Annotated in this window: 16 protein-coding genes and 1 pseudogene; 15 read left to right on the top strand and 2 right to left on the bottom strand. The window is 33.0% G+C overall.

Annotated features, from left to right (window positions below):
• The first annotated feature begins 12 nt into the window (after nt 1-12).
• A complete protein-coding gene (gene fabF, locus CD147_RS05115; RefSeq protein WP_103166361.1) occupies nt 13-1,257 on the top strand; it encodes a beta-ketoacyl-ACP synthase II in 1,245 nt (414 codons plus the stop codon).
• Nucleotides 1,258-1,373: 116 nt separating this feature from the next.
• Here fabF and CD147_RS05110 read toward each other — a convergent pair whose 3' ends face one another.
• Nucleotides 1,374-1,751, bottom strand: coding sequence for a DUF3899 domain-containing protein (locus CD147_RS05110; protein WP_103166360.1), 378 nt, complete (start codon nt 1,749-1,751; stop codon nt 1,374-1,376).
• 250 nt (nt 1,752-2,001) lie between these two features.
• On the opposite strand from CD147_RS05110, the gene opp3b reads away from it, so the two are divergent.
• The 10 genes and pseudogenes from opp3b to opp4C all read left to right on the top strand — a co-directional run bounded on the left by opp3b (nt 2,002) and on the right by opp4C (nt 13,507).
• Nucleotides 2,002-2,928 (top strand): oligopeptide ABC transporter permease, encoded by a 927-nt coding sequence (gene opp3b / locus CD147_RS05105; protein ID WP_103166359.1) that lies wholly within the window; start codon nt 2,002-2,004, stop codon nt 2,926-2,928.
• Complete coding sequence (opp3C, locus tag CD147_RS05100) at nt 2,928-3,995, top strand: oligopeptide ABC transporter permease (RefSeq protein ID WP_103166358.1); 1,068 nt, start codon at nt 2,928-2,930, stop codon at nt 3,993-3,995. The genes opp3b and opp3C overlap by 1 nt, the downstream gene beginning before the upstream one ends.
• 18 nt (nt 3,996-4,013) lie before the next feature.
• A complete protein-coding gene (locus CD147_RS05095; RefSeq protein ID WP_103166357.1) occupies nt 4,014-5,096 on the top strand; it encodes an ABC transporter ATP-binding protein in 1,083 nt (360 codons plus the stop codon).
• On the top strand, nt 5,086-6,027 hold the full coding sequence (locus tag CD147_RS05090; protein WP_103166356.1) for an ABC transporter ATP-binding protein: 942 nt from the start codon (nt 5,086-5,088) through the stop codon (nt 6,025-6,027). The genes CD147_RS05095 and CD147_RS05090 overlap by 11 nt, the downstream gene beginning before the upstream one ends.
• A 26-nt stretch (nt 6,028-6,053) precedes the next feature.
• Nucleotides 6,054-7,712 (top strand): peptide ABC transporter substrate-binding protein, encoded by a 1,659-nt coding sequence (locus CD147_RS05085; RefSeq protein ID WP_103166355.1) that lies wholly within the window; start codon nt 6,054-6,056, stop codon nt 7,710-7,712.
• A gap of 193 nt (nt 7,713-7,905) precedes the next feature.
• Nucleotides 7,906-9,617: pseudogene (gene opp4A, locus CD147_RS05080) on the top strand (oligopeptide ABC transporter substrate-binding protein).
• A gap of 45 nt (nt 9,618-9,662) precedes the next feature.
• Nucleotides 9,663-10,631: an ABC transporter ATP-binding protein gene (locus CD147_RS05075; RefSeq protein WP_103166354.1), complete on the top strand. Its 969-nt coding sequence runs from the start codon at nt 9,663-9,665 to the stop codon at nt 10,629-10,631.
• Nucleotides 10,632-10,647: 16 nt separating this feature from the next.
• A complete protein-coding gene (locus CD147_RS05070; protein ID WP_103166353.1) occupies nt 10,648-11,613 on the top strand; it encodes an ABC transporter ATP-binding protein in 966 nt (321 codons plus the stop codon).
• Nucleotides 11,614-11,621: 8 nt separating this feature from the next.
• Complete coding sequence (gene opp4B, locus CD147_RS05065) at nt 11,622-12,584, top strand: oligopeptide ABC transporter permease (protein WP_103166352.1); 963 nt, start codon at nt 11,622-11,624, stop codon at nt 12,582-12,584.
• 23 nt (nt 12,585-12,607) lie between these two features.
• Nucleotides 12,608-13,507 carry an oligopeptide ABC transporter permease gene (gene opp4C / locus CD147_RS05060; protein WP_103166351.1) on the top strand — a complete coding sequence of 300 codons (900 nt, stop codon included), beginning with the start codon at nt 12,608-12,610 and terminating at the stop codon, nt 13,505-13,507.
• 159 nt (nt 13,508-13,666) lie between these two features.
• Here the strand turns inward: opp4C and trpS are convergent, their stop codons facing one another.
• Nucleotides 13,667-14,656: a tryptophan--tRNA ligase gene (trpS, locus tag CD147_RS05055; protein WP_103166350.1), complete on the bottom strand. Its 990-nt coding sequence runs from the start codon at nt 14,654-14,656 to the stop codon at nt 13,667-13,669.
• Between the two features lie 290 nt (nt 14,657-14,946).
• Between trpS and spxA the strand changes: the two genes are divergently transcribed.
• The 4 genes from spxA to pepF all read left to right on the top strand — a co-directional run bounded on the left by spxA (nt 14,947) and on the right by pepF (nt 19,192).
• Entirely contained in the window at nt 14,947-15,342 is a 396-nt protein-coding gene (spxA, locus tag CD147_RS05050; RefSeq protein ID WP_103166349.1) for a transcriptional regulator SpxA, read from the top strand.
• A gap of 196 nt (nt 15,343-15,538) precedes the next feature.
• Nucleotides 15,539-16,258, top strand: coding sequence for an adaptor protein MecA (mecA, locus tag CD147_RS05045; RefSeq protein WP_103166348.1), 720 nt, complete (start codon nt 15,539-15,541; stop codon nt 16,256-16,258).
• A gap of 102 nt (nt 16,259-16,360) precedes the next feature.
• Complete coding sequence (locus CD147_RS12310; protein WP_233642820.1) at nt 16,361-16,753, top strand: competence protein CoiA; 393 nt, start codon at nt 16,361-16,363, stop codon at nt 16,751-16,753.
• A 630-nt stretch (nt 16,754-17,383) separates the two neighbouring features.
• Nucleotides 17,384-19,192 (top strand): oligoendopeptidase F, encoded by a 1,809-nt coding sequence (pepF, locus tag CD147_RS05035; RefSeq protein WP_103166347.1) that lies wholly within the window; start codon nt 17,384-17,386, stop codon nt 19,190-19,192.
• Nucleotides 19,193-19,507: the final 315 nt, after the last annotated feature.

Genomic DNA, 19,507 nt, shown 5'->3' with positions numbered 1-19,507 from the left:
AGGATATAATGTATGACTGAAAATAAAAGAGTTGTAATTACAGGTATGGGTGCATTATCACCTATCGGAAATGATGTCCAGACAAGTTGGGACAACGCGTTAAAAGGCGTTAATGGTATTGATACAATTACGCGTGTAGATACTGAAGGCTATAACGTTCATCTAGCTGGTGAATTAAAAGACTTTAATATTGAAGACCATATTGAGAAGAAAGAAGCACGTCGCATGGACCGCTTTACTCAATACGCAGTTGTAGCTGCAAGACAAGCGGTAGAAGATGCGAAATTAGCTATCAATGAAGATACTGCAAACCGTATTGGTGTATGGATTGGTTCAGGTATTGGCGGTATGGAAACATTTGAAATTGCCCATAGCACGTTACAGAAGAAAGGCCCAAGAAGAGTAAGTCCATTCTTCGTACCAATGTTAATTCCAGATATGGCTACTGGCCAAGTATCTATTGATTTAGGCGCAAAAGGGCCAAACGGATCAACGGTTACTGCATGTGCTACTGGCACAAATTCTATCGGTGAAGCATTTAAAATCATCCAACGTGGAGACGCTGATGCAATGATTACTGGCGGTACTGAAGCACCTATTACACATATGGCACTTGCTGGATTTAGCGCAAGTCGTGCATTATCAACGAATGATGATAAAGAAACAGCTTGCCGTCCTTTCCAAGAAGGCCGTGATGGATTTGTTATGGGTGAAGGTGCCGGTATTTTAGTGATTGAATCATTAGAATCTGCCCAAGCTCGTGGCGCACAAATTTATGCTGAAATTGTGGGCTATGGTACAACAGGTGACGCATATCATATCACTGCTCCAGCTCCAGAAGGTGAAGGTGGTTCACGTGCTATGCAAGCCGCTTTAGATGATGCAGGTATTGAAGCTAAAGATGTTCAATATTTAAATGCACATGGTACAAGTACACCTGTAGGCGATATGTACGAAATTAAAGCGATTAAAAACACATTCGGTGACGCTGCAAAGAACTTGAAGATTAGTTCAACTAAATCAATGACTGGTCACTTATTAGGCGCGACAGGTGGACTAGAAGCCATCTTCTCAGCATTATCAATTCGTGATTCTAAAGTTGCTCCAACGATTCATGCACACACACCAGATCCTGAATGTGACTTAGACATTATCCCTAATGAAGCACAAGATTTAGATATTACGTACGCTATGAGTAATAGTCTTGGCTTTGGTGGACATAATGCAGTATTAGTATTTAAAAAATTCGAAGCTTAACTTTATTTTTTGAAAATGAAGAACAAATAGGACATGCCTCAAAATAATCTCATGTAGAGTGAAGATTGTTTTGAGGCATTTTTTTACTTACTAAAATAAATCCATTACGAAGTAAGCTATAAATTAAGTGAAACTACAATGGTTAACAGAAAAAATAATGCATTACATAATAAAGCTGGTGCTACCCATGATCCTATAATATAATATTCTCTTTTAGCTTGTTGTGGATTAAAGAATTCATCATGTTCCATTGTTTTTTTCTTTGCACGAGAAGACATTTGGTAGCGAATTCTTCTAAAGCCATAACTCGTAGCATCAAAAATTCCTTCTTGCACTAAAAGGATAAGAAACACAACTATAAAAATGATAAGTGATATGTAGAATAAAACATCTAAAAATGAAATGAGTGTATGAGATGTGAAAAACAACCATACAATAAGCGTTAGAAGTGGTGTAAGACTAAACCATATTATCCAGTTTTTTAAATTCTTCATAATTTAACCCCTCGCTAGAAGATTAAACTTATTTTAACTTAAATTTCCCAATTAAACACCTTAAACTTTAAATAATTAAAATTATATATTGGAAAATTACTTCCTTAGAAATTTATATTAGCGCTGACTTTTTTAATTTTATAAAAATCATATTGCAATTATATGAAAATTATATATATAATGTTACTAAATATTTCTGAAAATTTTGAAGGGAATGTTAATTTCGAAAATTCGATAAGGGGGTTATGGAATGACGCGATATGTTTTAAAACGTTTAGGATATATGTTCTTATCGCTATTCATTATTATTACTATTACATTTTTCCTAATGAAGATGATGCCGGGTTCACCTTTTAACGATGCTAAGTTAAGTGTTGAACAAAAAGCGATTCTTAATGAAAAATATGGGCTCAATGATCCTGTAGCAGTGCAATATCTACATTATTTGAAAAATGTAATTACCGGAGACTTTGGCTATTCATTTCAATATCACAATCAACCGGTATGGGAGCTTATAAGACCGAGATTGATTCCATCAATGGAAATGGGTATAACTGCGATGATTATCGGTGTGATTTTAGGTTTAATCCTTGGTGTTGCAGCAGCTACTAAGCAAAACACATGGGTCGATTATACAACTACTGTTATTTCAGTAATTGCAGTATCTGTTCCTTCTTTCGTATTAGCCGTACTTTTACAATATGTATTTGCAGTACGTCTAAGATGGTTTCCAGTTGCAGGATGGGAAGGATTTTCAACAGCAGTATTACCTTCGCTAGCGTTATCAGCCAGTGTAATGGCGACAGTTGCACGGTATATTAGAGCTGAAATGATAGAAGTTTTAAGTTCGGATTACATATTATTAGCAAGAGCAAAGGGGAACTCTTCAATGCGTGTCTTATTTGGGCATGCTTTAAGAAACGCATTAATTCCAATTATCACAATTATTGTACCTATGTTAGCAGGAATTTTAACAGGTACATTAACCATTGAGAATATCTTCGGTGTACCAGGTTTAGGGGACCAATTCGTACGCTCAATTACTACAAATGATTTCTCAGTGATAATGGCAACTACTATTTTATTTAGTACACTATTTATCGTTTCAATTTTTATCGTAGATATTTTATATGGCGTGATTGACCCTAGAATTCGTGTTCAAGGAGGTAAGAAATAATGGCAAATGATAAATTTAGTAAACCATTTGATGATCATTCAAATGCAGCTATGACACATACCTCTGAAGGCATTGCAGCATCTGATTTCGTGATAAGAGAAGTAGATTTAAATAGAGAACCAGAAATGCAACGTGAGAGTAAAAACTTCTGGCAAGATGCTTGGACACAATTAAAAGGGAATAAACTTGCAGTGGTAGGTTTAGTAGGGTTAATTCTAATTGTTATCTTAGCTTTTGTAGGGCCACTATTGAGCAATCATGATTATGCAGAACAAGACGTCGTTCGTCGTAATCTACCTGCAAAGATTCCAGTGCTAGATAAAGTGCCTTTCTTACCATTTGATGGTACTGGTGCAGACGGTACGGATGCTTATAAAGATGCCGGTGTCAAAGAAAACTTCTGGTTTGGTACAGATCAATTAGGACGCGATTTATGGACACGCACTTGGAAAGGCGCTCAAATCTCACTCTTTATCGGTGTCGTAGCAGCTATCTTAGATATTTTTATCGGTGTTGTTTATGGTGCAGTATCTGGTTTCTTTGGCGGACGTATAGATAATATTATGCAAAGAATTCTTGAAATTATTGCATCAATTCCAAACCTTATCGTTGTAATTTTATTTGTACTTATCTTTGAACCATCAATTTGGACAATTATTTTAGCGATGTCTATTACAGGTTGGTTAGGAATGAGTAGGGTTGTACGTGGAGAATTTTTAAAACTAAAAAATCAAGAATTTGTAATGGCATCACGAACGCTAGGTGCTTCTAAGTTCAATTTAATATTCAAACATATCTTGCCTAATACATTAGGCGCTATCGTAGTAACCTCAATGTTTACTGTGCCAAGTGCCATCTTTTTCGAAGCATTCTTAAGCTTCATTGGTATCGGAGTACCAGCACCTCAAACTTCATTAGGTTCACTAGTCAACGATGGGCGCGCGATGTTACTTATCCATCCACACGAATTATTTATACCAGCTACAATATTAAGTTTATTGATTTTATTCTTCTATCTATTTAGTGATGGATTACGTGATGCATTTGACCCTAAAATGCGTAAATAATAAAAGGAGGCAAACGTTATGTCAGAAAGAATTTTAGAAGTTAATGACTTGCATGTTTCCTTTGATATTACGGCAGGGGAAGTGCAAGCAGTTAGAGGCGTCGATTTTTATTTGAATAAGGGAGAAACGTTAGCAATTGTAGGTGAATCAGGTTCAGGTAAATCTGTAACTACAAAGGCGATTACAAAGCTATTCCAAGGGGATGCAGGAAGAATTAAACAAGGAACGATTAACTTTCTTGGTGAAGACTTAGCTGTTAAATCTGAAAATGAACTAATTAAATTACGTGGTAAAGATATTTCAATGATATTCCAAGATCCGATGACTTCTCTTAACCCGACAATGCAAATAGGGAAACAAGTTATGGAACCATTGATGAAACATCGTAATTATAGTAAATCTGAAGCTAAAAAACGAGCTTTAGAAATATTGAATTTAGTAGGCTTACCAAATGCTGAAAAACGATTTAAAGCTTATCCACATCAATTCTCAGGTGGACAAAGACAAAGAATTGTTATTGCCACAGCATTAGCGTGTGAACCTAAAGTATTAATCGCCGACGAACCAACTACGGCATTAGATGTAACGATGCAAGCTCAAATATTAGACTTAATGAAAGAATTACAACAAAAAATTGATACATCAATTATTTTTATCACACATGATTTAGGTGTAGTCGCTAATATCGCTGATAGAGTAGCGGTAATGTATGGAGGACAAATGGTAGAAACAGGCGATGTAGATGAAATCTTTTACGATCCTAGACATCCTTATACTTGGGGCTTACTATCATCTATGCCAGATTTAACAACTAGTAATGACACAGAATTACTTGCAATTCCAGGTACACCACCTGATTTATTACATCCACCTAAAGGCGACGCATTTGCAAGAAGAAGTCAGTACGCTTTAGATATTGATTTTAAACAAGAGCCTCCATGGTTCAAAGTGTCACCAACCCATTTCGTAAAATCTTGGCTATTAGATGAACGTGCACCTCAAGTCAATCCACCAGAAATGGTTAAAAAGAGACAACGACCAATGCCTAATAATTACGACAAGCCACATCAAGTAGAAAGGGTGTCGTTCAATGAAGGATAATTCAGTATTATTAGAGATAAAAAACTTAAAACAATATTTTAATGAAGGTAAGCGTAACGAAGTAAGAGCTATTGAAGATATCTCTTTTAATATATATAAAGGAGAAACATTAGGATTAGTAGGAGAATCTGGGTGTGGCAAATCAACTACTGGTAAAGCGATTATCAAGCTAAACGATATTACGAGTGGAGAGATTTTATACGAAGGTCAAGATATTCAAAAAATATCTAAACGAAAAGATTTATTGAAATTTAATAAAAAAATTCAAATGATTTTCCAAGACCCATATGCATCTCTTAACCCTAGATTGAAAGTTATGGATATTGTCGCAGAGGGCATCGATATTCATAAATTAGCTAGCGATAAGAAAGATCGTAAACGACGTGTCTATGATTTGCTTGAAACAGTTGGGTTGAGTAAAGAACATGCTAATCGTTACCCGCACGAATTTTCTGGAGGGCAACGACAACGTATAGGAATTGCACGAGCGTTAGCGGTAGAACCAGAGTTTATTATTGCAGATGAACCAATCTCAGCGTTAGACGTTTCTATCCAAGCACAAGTTGTAAACTTAATGTTGAAACTTCAAAAGGAGAGAGGCATCACTTTCTTATTTATTGCGCATGATTTATCAATGGTGAAATATATTTCAGACCGCATTGCAGTCATGCATTTTGGTAAAATTGTCGAACTTGGTTCAGCAGATGAGATTTACTACCACCCATTACATGATTATACAAAATCACTATTATCAGCTATTCCACAACCTGACCCAGATAGTGAAAGAACGCGTAAACGTGTCGTTTATAAAGAAGATGAATCTAAAAATTCAGAGCGTAGGCTTCAAGAAATCAGACCACAACATTATGTATTTGTGACTGATGAAGAAGCAACGCAATTAAAAAAAGAACTTCAAACGCCAAGCGTTTAAAACTGGGGAAGGAGGATAAGGAGATTATGAAATATTATAAGTATATCGCGATATTATTAACAATAACTTTAGTGCTTTCTGCGTGTAGTAATAAAAAAAGCTTGTATTCAGATGAAGGCCAAGTATTTAGAAAAGTGATTACACAAGATATGACTACTTTAGATACAGCATTAATCACTGATGCCGTTTCTGGTGATATAGCAGGGCAGGCGTTTGAAGGTTTATATTCTATCGATAAAGATGACAAAGTTGTCTTAGGTGTAGCTAAAGATATGCCTAAAAAAAGTAATGGTGGTAAAACCTTAACAGTAGACTTAAGAAAAGATGCTAAATGGTCAAATGGAGACCCTGTTACTGCAGAAGACTTTGTATTCGCATGGAGAAAAGTAGTAGACCCCAAAACAGCATCTGAATTTGCATACATAATGAGTGATATTAAAAATGCGGATTTAGTTAATACAGGTAAAAAACCGGTAAACCAATTGGGTATTAAAGCATTAAATAAGTATAAGTTACAAATTGATTTAGAAAGACCTGTTCCATATATTAATGAGTTACTTGCTTTAAATACATTCGATCCTCAAGATGCTAAAGTTGCTAAAAAGTATGGCGAAAGATATGGAACTAATGCTGATAGAGCAGTATACAATGGACCTTTTAAAGTAGCAAATTGGCAAGTTGAAGATAAAATTCAATTAGTTAAAAATAATCAGTACTGGGATAAGAAAAATGTAAAATTAGATAAAGTGAATTATAAAGTTTTAAAAGATAACCAAGCAGGGGCATCACTATATGATACTGGTTCAGTAGACGATACAATTATTACATCAGAACAGGTAGATAAATATAAAGGAAATAAAGAATTAAATTATAGATTAACTGCTGCAACTTTCTTTATTAAAATGAATGAAAAAACAGTACCAGAATTTAAAAATAAACATCTTAGATTAGCAATTGCTCAAGCTATCAATAAAAAAGGATATGTTAAATCAGTACTAAATGATGGTTCATTAGCTTCAAATAACTTCACTGGCGTTGGTACATCTAAGACACCGGAAGGTAAAGATTTTGCAAGTACAGTTAAATCTCCATTAGTTTATAACCCTAAAGAGGCTAAAGAAAACTGGGAATTAGCCCAAAAAGAACTAGGTAAAAAAGAAGTGACATTTACAATGAATACTCAAGACACACCTATTTCTAAAGTTGCTGCTGAATATATTAAATCTCAAATTGAAACTAATTTGCCAGGCGTAACATTAAAAATAAAACAAATGCCATTTAAACAAAAAACAACATTAGAATTAGCAGGTGATTTTGAAGCTTCATACTCAGGATGGAGTCCAGATTATCCTGATCCAACTGCATTTTTAGAAACGATGACTAAAGATAATGCTCAAAATAATACAGATTGGGATAATAAAGAATATAATGAAATCATTAAAGAAACAAATGGTTCTTTATTACGTGAACCAGAAAAACGAAATGAAGCTTTAAAACAAGCTGAAAGTATATTACTTCATGATGCACCAGTAGCTCCTGTTTATCAAAAAGGGGAGGCACATTTAACTAACCCTCAAGTAAAAGGTCTACAATACCATAAAGTAGGACCAGATACTACGTTAAAACATGTGTATATCGATAAATCAATCGATCGTGAAACTGGTGAGAAAAAGAAAGATAAATAATTAAATTTCTATGAAACAGTCTTGATTTATATCGAGGCTGTTTTTTAGTATTTTTTACAAGAATTTATGGGTTAACTAATTTGAAAATTTTAAAATTATAATTATCAGAAAATTCTAAAATAAAACTTGTTATTTTTTCTTTTAGAAGTAAAATAAGAAAAACACCATAGAATCAACTGGAGGATTGATAGGAATGAAGATTTTAATGAAGTATTTAATACTGGTGTTAGTAGCAACATTAGTATTAAGTGCATGTGGTAAGAATGGTGGGGGTTCACTAGACAAAGCTACATCCAAAACTGAAACGTCGAATCATAAAGGTGGAGAAATGAATATCGCCTTAGGGGCTCCACCTTCAGGAACATTTTCAACACTTTTAAGTTCAGACGCATCTGACGCAAATGTAGAAGGCTATTTTAATGAGTCATTAATAAAATTGATAAAAATATGAAACTTAAGCCATATATTGCTTCTTGGAAGGATATTGACCCTGCTAAAAAGGTACGTTTCACAATTAAAAAAGGTATTAAGTGGCAAGATGGTAATGAGTTAACAGTTGATGACTGGATTTATTCTTTAAATGTATTAGCCGACAAAGATTATGAGGGTAGTTATTATCCAATCGTAGAAAATATTGAAGGTGCTCCGCAAAAACATGCCGGACAAGCTGACACAATCAATGGCCTTAAAAAAATCGATAATTACACTATGGATGTAACTTTTAAAGAGAAAAAAGTAAATTACTTAGAAGGATTTTTCGCAGGTCCATTACTTAGTAAAAAATATTTAAGTGATGTTCCAATTAAAGACTTAGCTAAATCAGATAAAATTAGAAAACACCCAATTGGCATAGGACCTTATAAAGTAACAAAAGTTGCACAAGGTGAAGCGGTTCAATTAAAGAAATTTAAAGACTATTGGCAAGGCGAACCAGCTTTAGACAAAATTAACTTAAAAGTAATTGATCAAACTCAAATCGTAAAAGCAATGAAAAATGGCGAAATCGACATGGCCGATCAAGCTACAGGAACGATTGCTCAAGAAGCTAAAAAATCAGGTGATGGCAAGCTTAAAGTTTTATCAGCTCCTGGTCTTGACTACTCTATTTTAGGTTTCGTATCTCATGACTATGATAAAGATAAAAATAAAACTGGTGCAGAACGTCCTAAATATAAAGAGAAAAAATTAAGACAAGCGATGTTATATGCTATTGATAGAAAAAAATGGATTAAAGCGTTCTATCAAGGTTATGGTAAAGAATTAAACTCTTTAGTTCCATCAATACATTGGATTGCAGCAGACCAAAAAGATTTAAACAGTTATGAATATAGCCCAGAAAAAGCGAAGAAATTGTTAGATGAACTTGGTTATAAAGATAGAAATGGCGATGGTTTTAGAGAAGATCCGAATGGTAAGCCTTTTGAAATTAATTTAAAACAATATTCAGGATCAAATCCAACATTTGAACCTAGAACAGCAGCGATTAAAGATTTCTGGGAAAAAGTTGGCTTAAAAACAAATATGAAATTAGTTGAATTTGGTAAATATAACGATGATTTAGCCAAAGCATCTAAAAATATGGAAGTATACTTCAGAACTTGGGCCGGCGCAACTGACCCTGACCCTTCAGATTCATATCACTCAGATCGACCACAAAATGAAATGAGAACTGTTGATAAAATATCAGATAAATACTTAGATGATGCTTTAGATTTCAATAAAGTTGGAACTGACGATAAAAAACGTAAAGATATTTATGTAAAATGGCAAAAACACGTCAATGAAACTCTTCCAGCACTCCCAATTGTTCAATTAGATTCAATCGCAATTGTAAGCGACAAAGTTAGAAATTATGACTTACAAATGGGATCAGATTTAGACTTATACAAATTAACTAAAGAATAAAAAACAACCTCGACTAAGGTCGAGGTTTATTGATTGGAGTAGATTATGGATAAGTATTTATTAGAAATTAAAGATTTAGAAACATCTATTAAAATTGGTGATTCATGGTTTCCTACAATAAATCAAATATCTTTAAAACTTAAATCGAATGAAATATTAGGGATTGTTGGAGAATCAGGGTGTGGTAAGTCGATATTAAATAAATCGGTTATCAGACTATTACCAGATAAAATCGCTAAAGTTACAAATGGCAATATTCTGTTTAACGGCAAAAATGTTATAGATATGAAAGAGAAAGAGTATCAAAAAATACGAGGAAAAGATATAGGAATGATCTTCCAAGAACCGATGACGGCATTAAACCCTGTATTTAAAATCCAAAATCAATTAATCGAACCAATAATGTTGCATTTGAATAAAAGTAAGACAGAGGCTAAACAATTAGCAACCAAACTACTTGAATATGTAGGAATATCTAGAGTGAATGAAATATTAAATAGCTATCCTCATCAATTATCCGGGGGTATGCGACAAAGAGTCATGATTGCTATGGCAATTTCATGTAATCCAAAATTATTAATTGCTGATGAACCTACTACTGCTATAGATGTAACAATACAGGCGCAGATTTTAGATTTATTAAAAAAATTACAACAAGAAAATGATATGGCAATTATATTAGTTACTCACGACTTAAGCGTAGTATCAGAGTTTTGTGACAAGGTCATGGTAATGTATGCAGGACAAATCGTAGAATATGGTGATATCGATCAAATTTTAAATCATCCTCAACATCCTTATACAAAAAAACTGTTAAGTACTATTCCTAAATTAGATGAAGATGTTGAATATTTAGAAGTTATAGAAGGAATGGTGCCTAATATAACTGAATTTAAAGAAAATAGTTGCAGATTTGCTAATAGATGTACTGAAAAGATAGCAATATGTGAACAATGTGAGCCGGCGCTTTTAAACAAAGGAAAGAGCCAAATACGTTGTCATTTGTTTAATTAACAGAGAGGTATACGATATGGATAACATCTTAGAACTACAACATTTAAAAACATACTATTTTATTAAGAAAAAGTTCTTTAAAGCAACACAATATGTAAAAGCCGTCGATGATGTTTCATTTTCAATTAAAAAGGGTCAAACATTTGGTTTAGTTGGAGAATCAGGATGCGGCAAATCAACGCTTGGACGATCTATTGTACATTTAGAGAAAGTCACTTCAGGAGAAATTAAAATTAATGGTATTAATACCACTCATTTAAAAGGTAAAAAGTTGAGAGAAGCACGTAAAGACTTTCAAATGATATTTCAAGACCCCTATGGTTCGTTGAATCCTATGCAAATGGTAGGAGACATTATAGGGGAGCCTATACGAAATTTCAAAAAAATCGATAAACAGACATTAAAAGAAGAAGTATTATATTTACTAAAGTGTGTGGGCTTGAGTGAAGATGCTTACTACAAATATGCCCACCAGTTCTCGGGTGGTCAGAGACAGCGTATTGGCATTGCTCGAGCGTTAGCCGTCAGACCTAAATTAATTGTTGCAGATGAGCCAGTCAGTGCACTAGATGTATCGGTACAGTCGCAAGTATTAAATTTATTAAAAAGTCTTCAAAAAGAATTTGACTTAAGTTATTTGTTTATAGCGCATGATTTGAGCGTAGTAAAGCATATTAGTGATGTTATTGGTGTTATGTATTTAGGACATATGGTTGAAATAGCAGATAGCAATGAGTTATATAACCAACCGCTTCATCCCTATACAAAAGCACTTATTTCATCTGTCCCACAACTTAATAAAACTAAATCAGAAAGAATTATTTTAGAGGGAGAATTACCTTCACCTAGCAATCCGCCAAAAGGGTGTCCATTCCATACGAGATGTCCTATTGCACAGGATAGATGCAGTCAAGAACTACCACAATTAAAAGAAGTGAAACCAAATCATAAAGTAGCATGTTTTTATAGCAAGGAAGAGTGAAGATTAAAATGATTAAATTAATTATAAAAAGATTTTTGTTAATGATACCGTTACTTTTTTTGATATCAATAGTTGTGTTTTCTTTAGCTATTATTCAACCGGGAGACCCATTTACGGGGAAGTATGATCCTCGTGTAAAACAGGAAGCCATTGAAGCACAAAAAGAAAAACTGGGGTTAAATGATTCAATACCTAAACAATATATACGTTGGATAGATAATGTTGCGCATGGAAATTTAGGAGAATCTATTAAATATAAAAGACCAGTGAGTGAATTAATTAGTGAACGCTTACCCAATACTATATTACTAGGGTCTGTTTCGTTAGTTATTACATACATTATTGCTTTTATCTTGGGAATTCTATCAGGAAGATACCCGTATACGCTTGGAGATTATACGATTCAAATTTTTAATTACATTATGTTAGCTGTCCCATCATTTATTGCAGGGGTATTTGCAATTTATATATTCGCTTTTCAAATTCCAATTTTTCCTTTTCAAGGGTCTGTAGATATCAGTTTGGATGAAGGGACGTTGGCCTATTATGTAAGTAAATTACATCATACTTTATTACCAGCGTTTACTCTAGGGTTATTATCTACGGCAGGATATATACAATATTTAAGAAATGATATTATTGATAACTCTAGTAAAGATTATGTCCTAACTGCTAAAGCTAAAGGATTATCAATTAATACAATATATAACAAACATATTCTTCGTAACTCTTTAATCCCTATAGTAACTTTTTTAGGTGCTGACATCGTTAGTATTTTAGGGGGCGCTGTTATTACAGAAACTATTTTTTCTTACAATGGAATAGGTAAGCTATTTTTAGAATCGGTGACTGGGCAAGATTATCCATTAATGATGGCACTTACATTATTCTTTTCATTCTTAGGTCTATTTGGAAATCTGATATCAGATATAACCTATAATTTTGTTGATCCAAGAATCCGAAGTAATTAATAAGGTAAGTGAGGTTGAACAACATGATTGAACATAAAGTAAATAAACAAAAGCTATATTCTCCAACAAGAACGGCTTTTAAAAAGTTTTTAAAAAATAAAATTGCAATGGCGTCATTAATATTTTTAATTATAGTTATTATTATTTCAGTTATAGCACCTTTAATTGCTCCACTTCCTATAAATCAACAAGATTTATTGAATATAAAAGGAGATATGAGCGCTCATAATTTACTTGGCACAGATTCTGGTGGTAGAGATAATTTTAGTAGATTATTGTTCGCTGGTAGGGTCTCATTAGCTATCGGCTTTACATCTACAGTTGGCATGATTATTATCGGTGTAACTATAGGTGTGATTTCAGGATATTTTGGGGGGATAGTCGATACGATATTAATGAGGGTAACTGAATTTGTAATGCTATTTCCATTTCTTATTTTTGCTATCGTGCTTAATACGGCATTAGGAGATAAAATTAAAAATCCTTATGGTTCAGCTATTATTTTAATCTTCGTGATTATTATTTTAAGTTGGGGTGGCGTAGCCAGATTGGTAAGAGGGAAAGTTTTACAAGAGAAAGAAAATGAATACTTTTTAGCGGCAAAATCGATTAGCACTCCAACATATAAAATTATCCTTAAACATTTATTACCTAATATTCTTAGCGTCATTATAGTTCAAGCTACGTTAACTTTTGCGGGTATGATTGTTGTTGAATCGGGCTTAAGCTTTTTAGGTTTTGGAATTAGTAAATCAATTCCTTCATGGGGGAATATGTTAAGTGATGCTCAAGAAGGAGATATTATTAGTTCAAAACCTTGGATTTGGATGCCACCCGCATTAATGATTATGTTCACTATTTTAAGTATTAATTTTGTAGGTGAAGGGCTAAAAGATGCTTTTAATCCTAAAGGAAGAAAATAATAGACAGACGTGAACATAAGAATTTTTATGCTTTGGGACCCAGCAAACGGCGTTTAAAAGTAGATTTTTTAGCAGGTTATCTTAAATATTAATAAAATGAAAAGAGCGACAACAGCCATCTGTGAATTATATCAGATTCCTGTCATCGCTCTTTTTAGCTTATCGTTTGCGACCTAAGCCCATTGCACGTTCCATTTTTTTCAATACTTTGAACGATGCTTTTTGAGCTTTGTCACGGCCATGGTCTAAGATATCATCTAATTTATCCGATTTATAGAATTCGTTATATTTCTCTTGGAAGTTTACTAAGAAATCTTTAACGATTTCGGATAAATCAGTTTTAAATTTACCGTAGCCTTCATTGGCATATTTTGTCTCTAAGTCTTTGATAGATTCATTAGTTAAACTTGAGTAGATAGTCAATAAATTTGAAATTCCTGGTTTATTATCACGATCAAATTTAATGATGCCATCAGAATCTGTAACAGCACTTTTGATTTTTTTAGCTGCTACATTAGGTTCATCTAATAATGAGATAAAGTTTTTTTGGTTATCATCACTTTTACTCATTTTTTTAGTAGGGTCTTGTAAGCTCATTACACGGCCACCTACTTTTGGCATGCGAATTTCTGGTTTAACTAAGATATCATTATAACGACTATTAAATCGTTCAACTAAGTTACGTGTAAGCTCTATATGTTGCTTTTGGTCCTCACCAACTGGCACGATATTAGTATTGTAAATAACAATATCTGCAGCCATTAATGGGGGATATGTTAATAACCCTGCTGGAATTCCGTCCGTACGTTTTTGTGCTTTATCTTTATATTGAGTCATACGTTCAAGTTCACCAACACTTGAAATTGTCGTGAGCATCCAACCAGCTTGAACGTGAGCAGGAACCTCAGATTGAATAAATAATGTTGATTTTTCTGGGTCAATTCCAGAAGCTAAATAAATAGCTGCAAGTTGACGTATCTGCTTACGTAGTTTGATTTTGTCTTGTGGTACTGTAATTGCATGTTGATCAACTATACAGAAAAAACACTCATAATCGTTTTGTACTTCTGCAAATTGTTTCAATGCACCAATATAGTTACCAATTGTAGGTATGCCACTTGGTTGTATTCCTGAAAATAATGTCTCCATATTAGATGCCTACTTTCTATAATTTAATTCATATTAACTTGATTATAACAGTATTTCTTTAAATTGTAAGTTATGTTAGTATATATGTGTACGTTAAGATTTGAGAGAGTAATATAGAAGAAATTAGAAATTTTTAAATTTCTCAGAAAAATTAGGATTTTCTCATTTAATTTTAATGTTCAACAAGTATACTTTCATTGTAAGGTTAAGAGGACTGAATAATTTATCATTTCTTAATCAATAAATTTATAAATAATGAACAATATTCTTTCAATAGGAGAGTGAGATGTATGGTAACATTATTTACTTCACCAAGTTGCACATCTTGCCGTAAAGCGAAAGCATGGTTACAAGAACATGACATTCCATATACGGAGCGTAACATTTTTTCTGAACATTTAACAATTGATGAAATTAAACAAATTTTAAAAATGACTGAAGACGGAACAGACGAAATTATTTCAACTCGTTCTAAAACATATCAAAAATTAAACGTAGATATCGATTCTTTACCATTACAAGATTTATATTCTATCATTCAAGATAACCCAGGCTTATTACGTCGCCCAATTATCTTAGATGAAAAACGTTTACAAGTTGGTTATAACGAAGATGAAATTAGACGTTTCTTACCAAGAAAAGTTCGTACTTTCCAATTACAAGAAGCTCAACGTTTAGTTGACTAATTTTAAAATTTAATTAACGATAATAATATGAAGCAGCACTAGTATTAGTGCTGTTTTTTGTAACTTAAAAAGGGAATATGTTAGTATTAGAGACGAATATCGAATAGTTAAATTTAATCAAACAAATAAATTGTAATTTACTCTACGTTCTAATACAATATGATTACTATTCATCGACTGTAAGGAGTGAGATGATATGAGAATAGAACGCGTTGATGATACTACTGTCAAATTATTTATAACTTATAGTGATATTGAAGCGAGAGGATTTAGCCGCGAAGATCTATGGACTAACCGTAAGCGTGGAGAAGAATTCTTCTGGTCCATGATGGATGAAATTAATGAAGAGGAAGATTTCGTTGTTGAAGGCCCTCTCTGGATACAAGTACATGCTTTCGAAAAAGGCGTGGAAGTCACAATTTCTAAATCTAAAAACGAAGAAGCAATGAATATGTCAGATGAAGATGCTAATGAGCAATTTGAAGAACAAGTAAATGAATTATTAGCTAATACACTTGAAAATGATGAAAGCATTGAAGATTTATTCGAACAACGTGCTCAACAAAAGCAACAACAAAAATCTGAACAGCAACAACCTAAACAACGTGCTAGTATAAGAAGTGTTATTGTTAAATTTGATGATTTAGAACAAGTTATTAATTATGCTTATCACAATAATCAAGTTACAGATGAATTTGAAGATTTATTATATATGAACGATTCTAATTATTACTATGCAGTTCATTTTGACGATTCAGTTAGTCAAGAAGCAATAAACGATAGCTATAGTCAAATGCTTGAATTTGCCTATCCTACTGATAAAACTGAAGTATATCTAAATGATTATGCGAAGATTATCATGAGTCATAATGTTACTTCTCAAGTACGTCGTTATTTCTCAGATTCAGCTGAATAATTATAGAATCTCTACCAAAGTAGTTTTAGGCTACTTTGGTTTTTTTATTATTTAAAAGTAAAATTCTCATTACTCTCGTTTATATATATATGAGGTGAGGATATGCTTGTAGCAATTAATCAATTTGGAGAGCGCATTGAAGCTCATCGTGCATTAAAAAATGAAAATTATGTTTGTCCTTATTGTAAGACTGAAGTTATTTTGAGAAAGGGTATGAAAGTAGTACCTCATTTTGCTCATAAATATAATATTCATCATCTGTGTGCAAAAAGTGAAACAGCTCAACATTATTATGTTAAATACTATATTGCGAACCAACTTAAACAATCTGGCTATAAAGTAGAAATTGAACCTTTTTGTCCCGAAGTAAAGCAATATCCTGACGTATTAGTAAATTCTAAACATGTGATTGAAGTTCAATTTTCAAGAATAAATTATGAAGAAATTAGAGCACGGTCTAAAGGGTTTAAGCAATTGAATATATCAGTCATATAGATTATTGAAGATTGTCGTTATATTAAAGGCACCTTATTTCTTAATACCTTTCAAGCATACTTTATCAATCCTATGACACGTATTCTCTATACATGGAATAAGCAAAAGCAATTCATAATCAAATACTATGAAATTCAACATATAGGAGGGGAGCGATTCTACGCTAAAAGAATAATATGCGATATTAAGCGGCTATTTGATAATAAAGTCTCTATTTATCCATATATGTATAAACTTACTAATCGACAAGTATCGCAATATATTCATCAGTGTAGACGCAAACATTCTGTTTTAGAACCTACTTTAAGTGCGATGTATCAATTACGGTTAACTGACGAAGAGACATGTGAAAACTTTGGTTATATCTTCCCGGAACAGCTATTTATTGAGACACATCCAGTGCAATGGCAGTTACAACTCGCTTTACTAATCCAACAAAAAGCTAATCTCCAATATCAATTTAAAAAGCTAATAAGACTTCGCAAATTTTACATAGGTTGTATCTCACAAGAAGAAATTACAAACAGGCTAATCAAAAAATTTATAAATAAAATATATAATAGTTAAAACGTGCAATATAGAGTGATTAATGAGAAAATTATAGCATTAGGTAACATAGGAGGTTTACAAATGACACAACAATTAACAAGAGAAGAACAGGAACGTAAATATCCAAATAACACATGGGATTTAACAACTATCTTCGAAAGCGATGAGGCTTTTGAAACAGCCTTGAAAGAAGTTGAAAATTATATCGGCGAAGAAGAAAAATTCAAAGGTCATCTAGGAGATAGCTCTGAAACGCTATATAAAGCGTTAGCGTTAGAAGACGAAATTGGCACTAAATTGGAACAAGTGTATGTATACGCTCATTTAAAACAAGACCAAGATACATCGAATGATAAATATACAGGCTTTGAATCTCGCGCTCATCAACTCATTATTAAAATTAGTTCAGCATGGAGTTTCTTAGTACCAGAAATCTTACAAATTGATGAAGACAAATTACAATCATTCATTAAAGAAAATGACGACTTAAAACGTTACGAATTTGATTTAAAACTAATTAATGAAAAACGTCCTCACATCTTAAATGCCGAACAAGAAAAATTATTAACTGAAGCTCAAGGCGCCTTAACTACGCCAGAAAATGTATACGGTATGTTTAGTAACGCAGACTTAGAATTTGAGGACGCCATTGATAAAGATGGTAAAAAACATCCATTAACTCAAGGCACATTTATTAAATATCTTGAATCTGATGATCGCGAATTACGTCAATCTGCCTATAATAATGTATATAAAGGTTATGGGGCCTACAATAATACTTTAGGCGCAACTCTAGCAGGTGAAGTTAAAAAGAATGTCTTTAACGCGAGAACTCATAATTATAAAACAGCGCGTGAACGTGCATTAAGTAATAATCATATTCCAGAAGAAGTTTACGATAACCTTGTTAAAACAGTTCATAAATATTTACCGTTATTACACAGATACACAGAACTGCGTAAAGAACTTTTAGGTATTCAAGATTTAAAAATGTACGATCTTTATACGCCTTTAGTTAAAGACGTTAAATTTGAAATGCCTTATGAAGAGGCTAAAGATTGGATGTTAAAAGCTTTAGAGCCAATGGGTGAAGAATACCTAGATGTTATTAAAGAAGGCTTGAACAACCGTTGGGTCGATGTTTATGAAAATAAAGGCAAACGTTCAGGTGCCTATTCATCAGGTGCTCATTTAACTAACCCATTTATTTTATTAAACTGGTCAGATACAGTATCTGATTTATATACGTTAGTACATGAGTTTGGTCATTCAGCACATAGTTACTTTAGCCGTAAACACCAACCTTCAAATTCAAGTGATTATTCAATCTTTGTGGCAGAAGTTGCCTCAACATGTAATGAAGCGTTATTAAGTGATTATATGGATAAACATTTAGACGATGAACGTCGTTTATTATTATTAAACCAAGAATTAGAACGCTTCAGAGCAACATTATTCCGTCAAACAATGTTCGCTGAATTCGAACACACAATCCATCATATTGAAGAATCGGGTGAACCACTTACTGCTACACGTATGAATGAAGAGTATGCGAAATTAAATAAACAATACTTTGGCGATGTAGTTGAAACTGATGAAAATATTAGTAAAGAGTGGTCACGTATTCCTCACTTCTATATGAATTATTATGTTTATCAATATGCGACAGGTTATAGTGCTGCACAAAGTTTAAGCCATCAAATCTTAACTGAAGGTAAACCAGCTGTCGAAAGATATATTAATGAATTCTTGAAAAAAGGTAGTTCAAATTATCCAATTGAAATACTAAAAAATGCTGGTGTAGACATGACTACACCTGAACCAATTGAACAAGCTTGCGAAGTCTTTGAACAAAAATTAGATGCATTTGAAAAGCTTATGAAAGCTTAATATCACTGTATCCGTTTACAATATGTCAAGTTTGTGACAATTTGAAATTTAGGGGGCTTTAATATTGAAACACCCATTTGAGCGTGTTATATTATGAGCATGAAATTAATCACATAACAAACATACCCCTTTGTTTGAAGTGAAAAATTTCTCCCATCCCCTTTGTTTAGCGTCGTGTAATCAGACACGGCGTTTTTTTATGTTTAATTTTCCCTTTGATCATATTACTAACTCAGAAATGTTGGTTTAGCTTTCTTGGATGACATTACCTTAATAACTCACTAATTTAGTCATATTCATCATAAATCTATATTC

The organism is Staphylococcus devriesei, assembly GCF_002902625.1.
In the GTDB taxonomy this organism is placed as follows: domain Bacteria; phylum Bacillota; class Bacilli; order Staphylococcales; family Staphylococcaceae; genus Staphylococcus; species Staphylococcus devriesei.
This window is presented reverse-complemented; position numbering and strand designations above follow the sequence as displayed.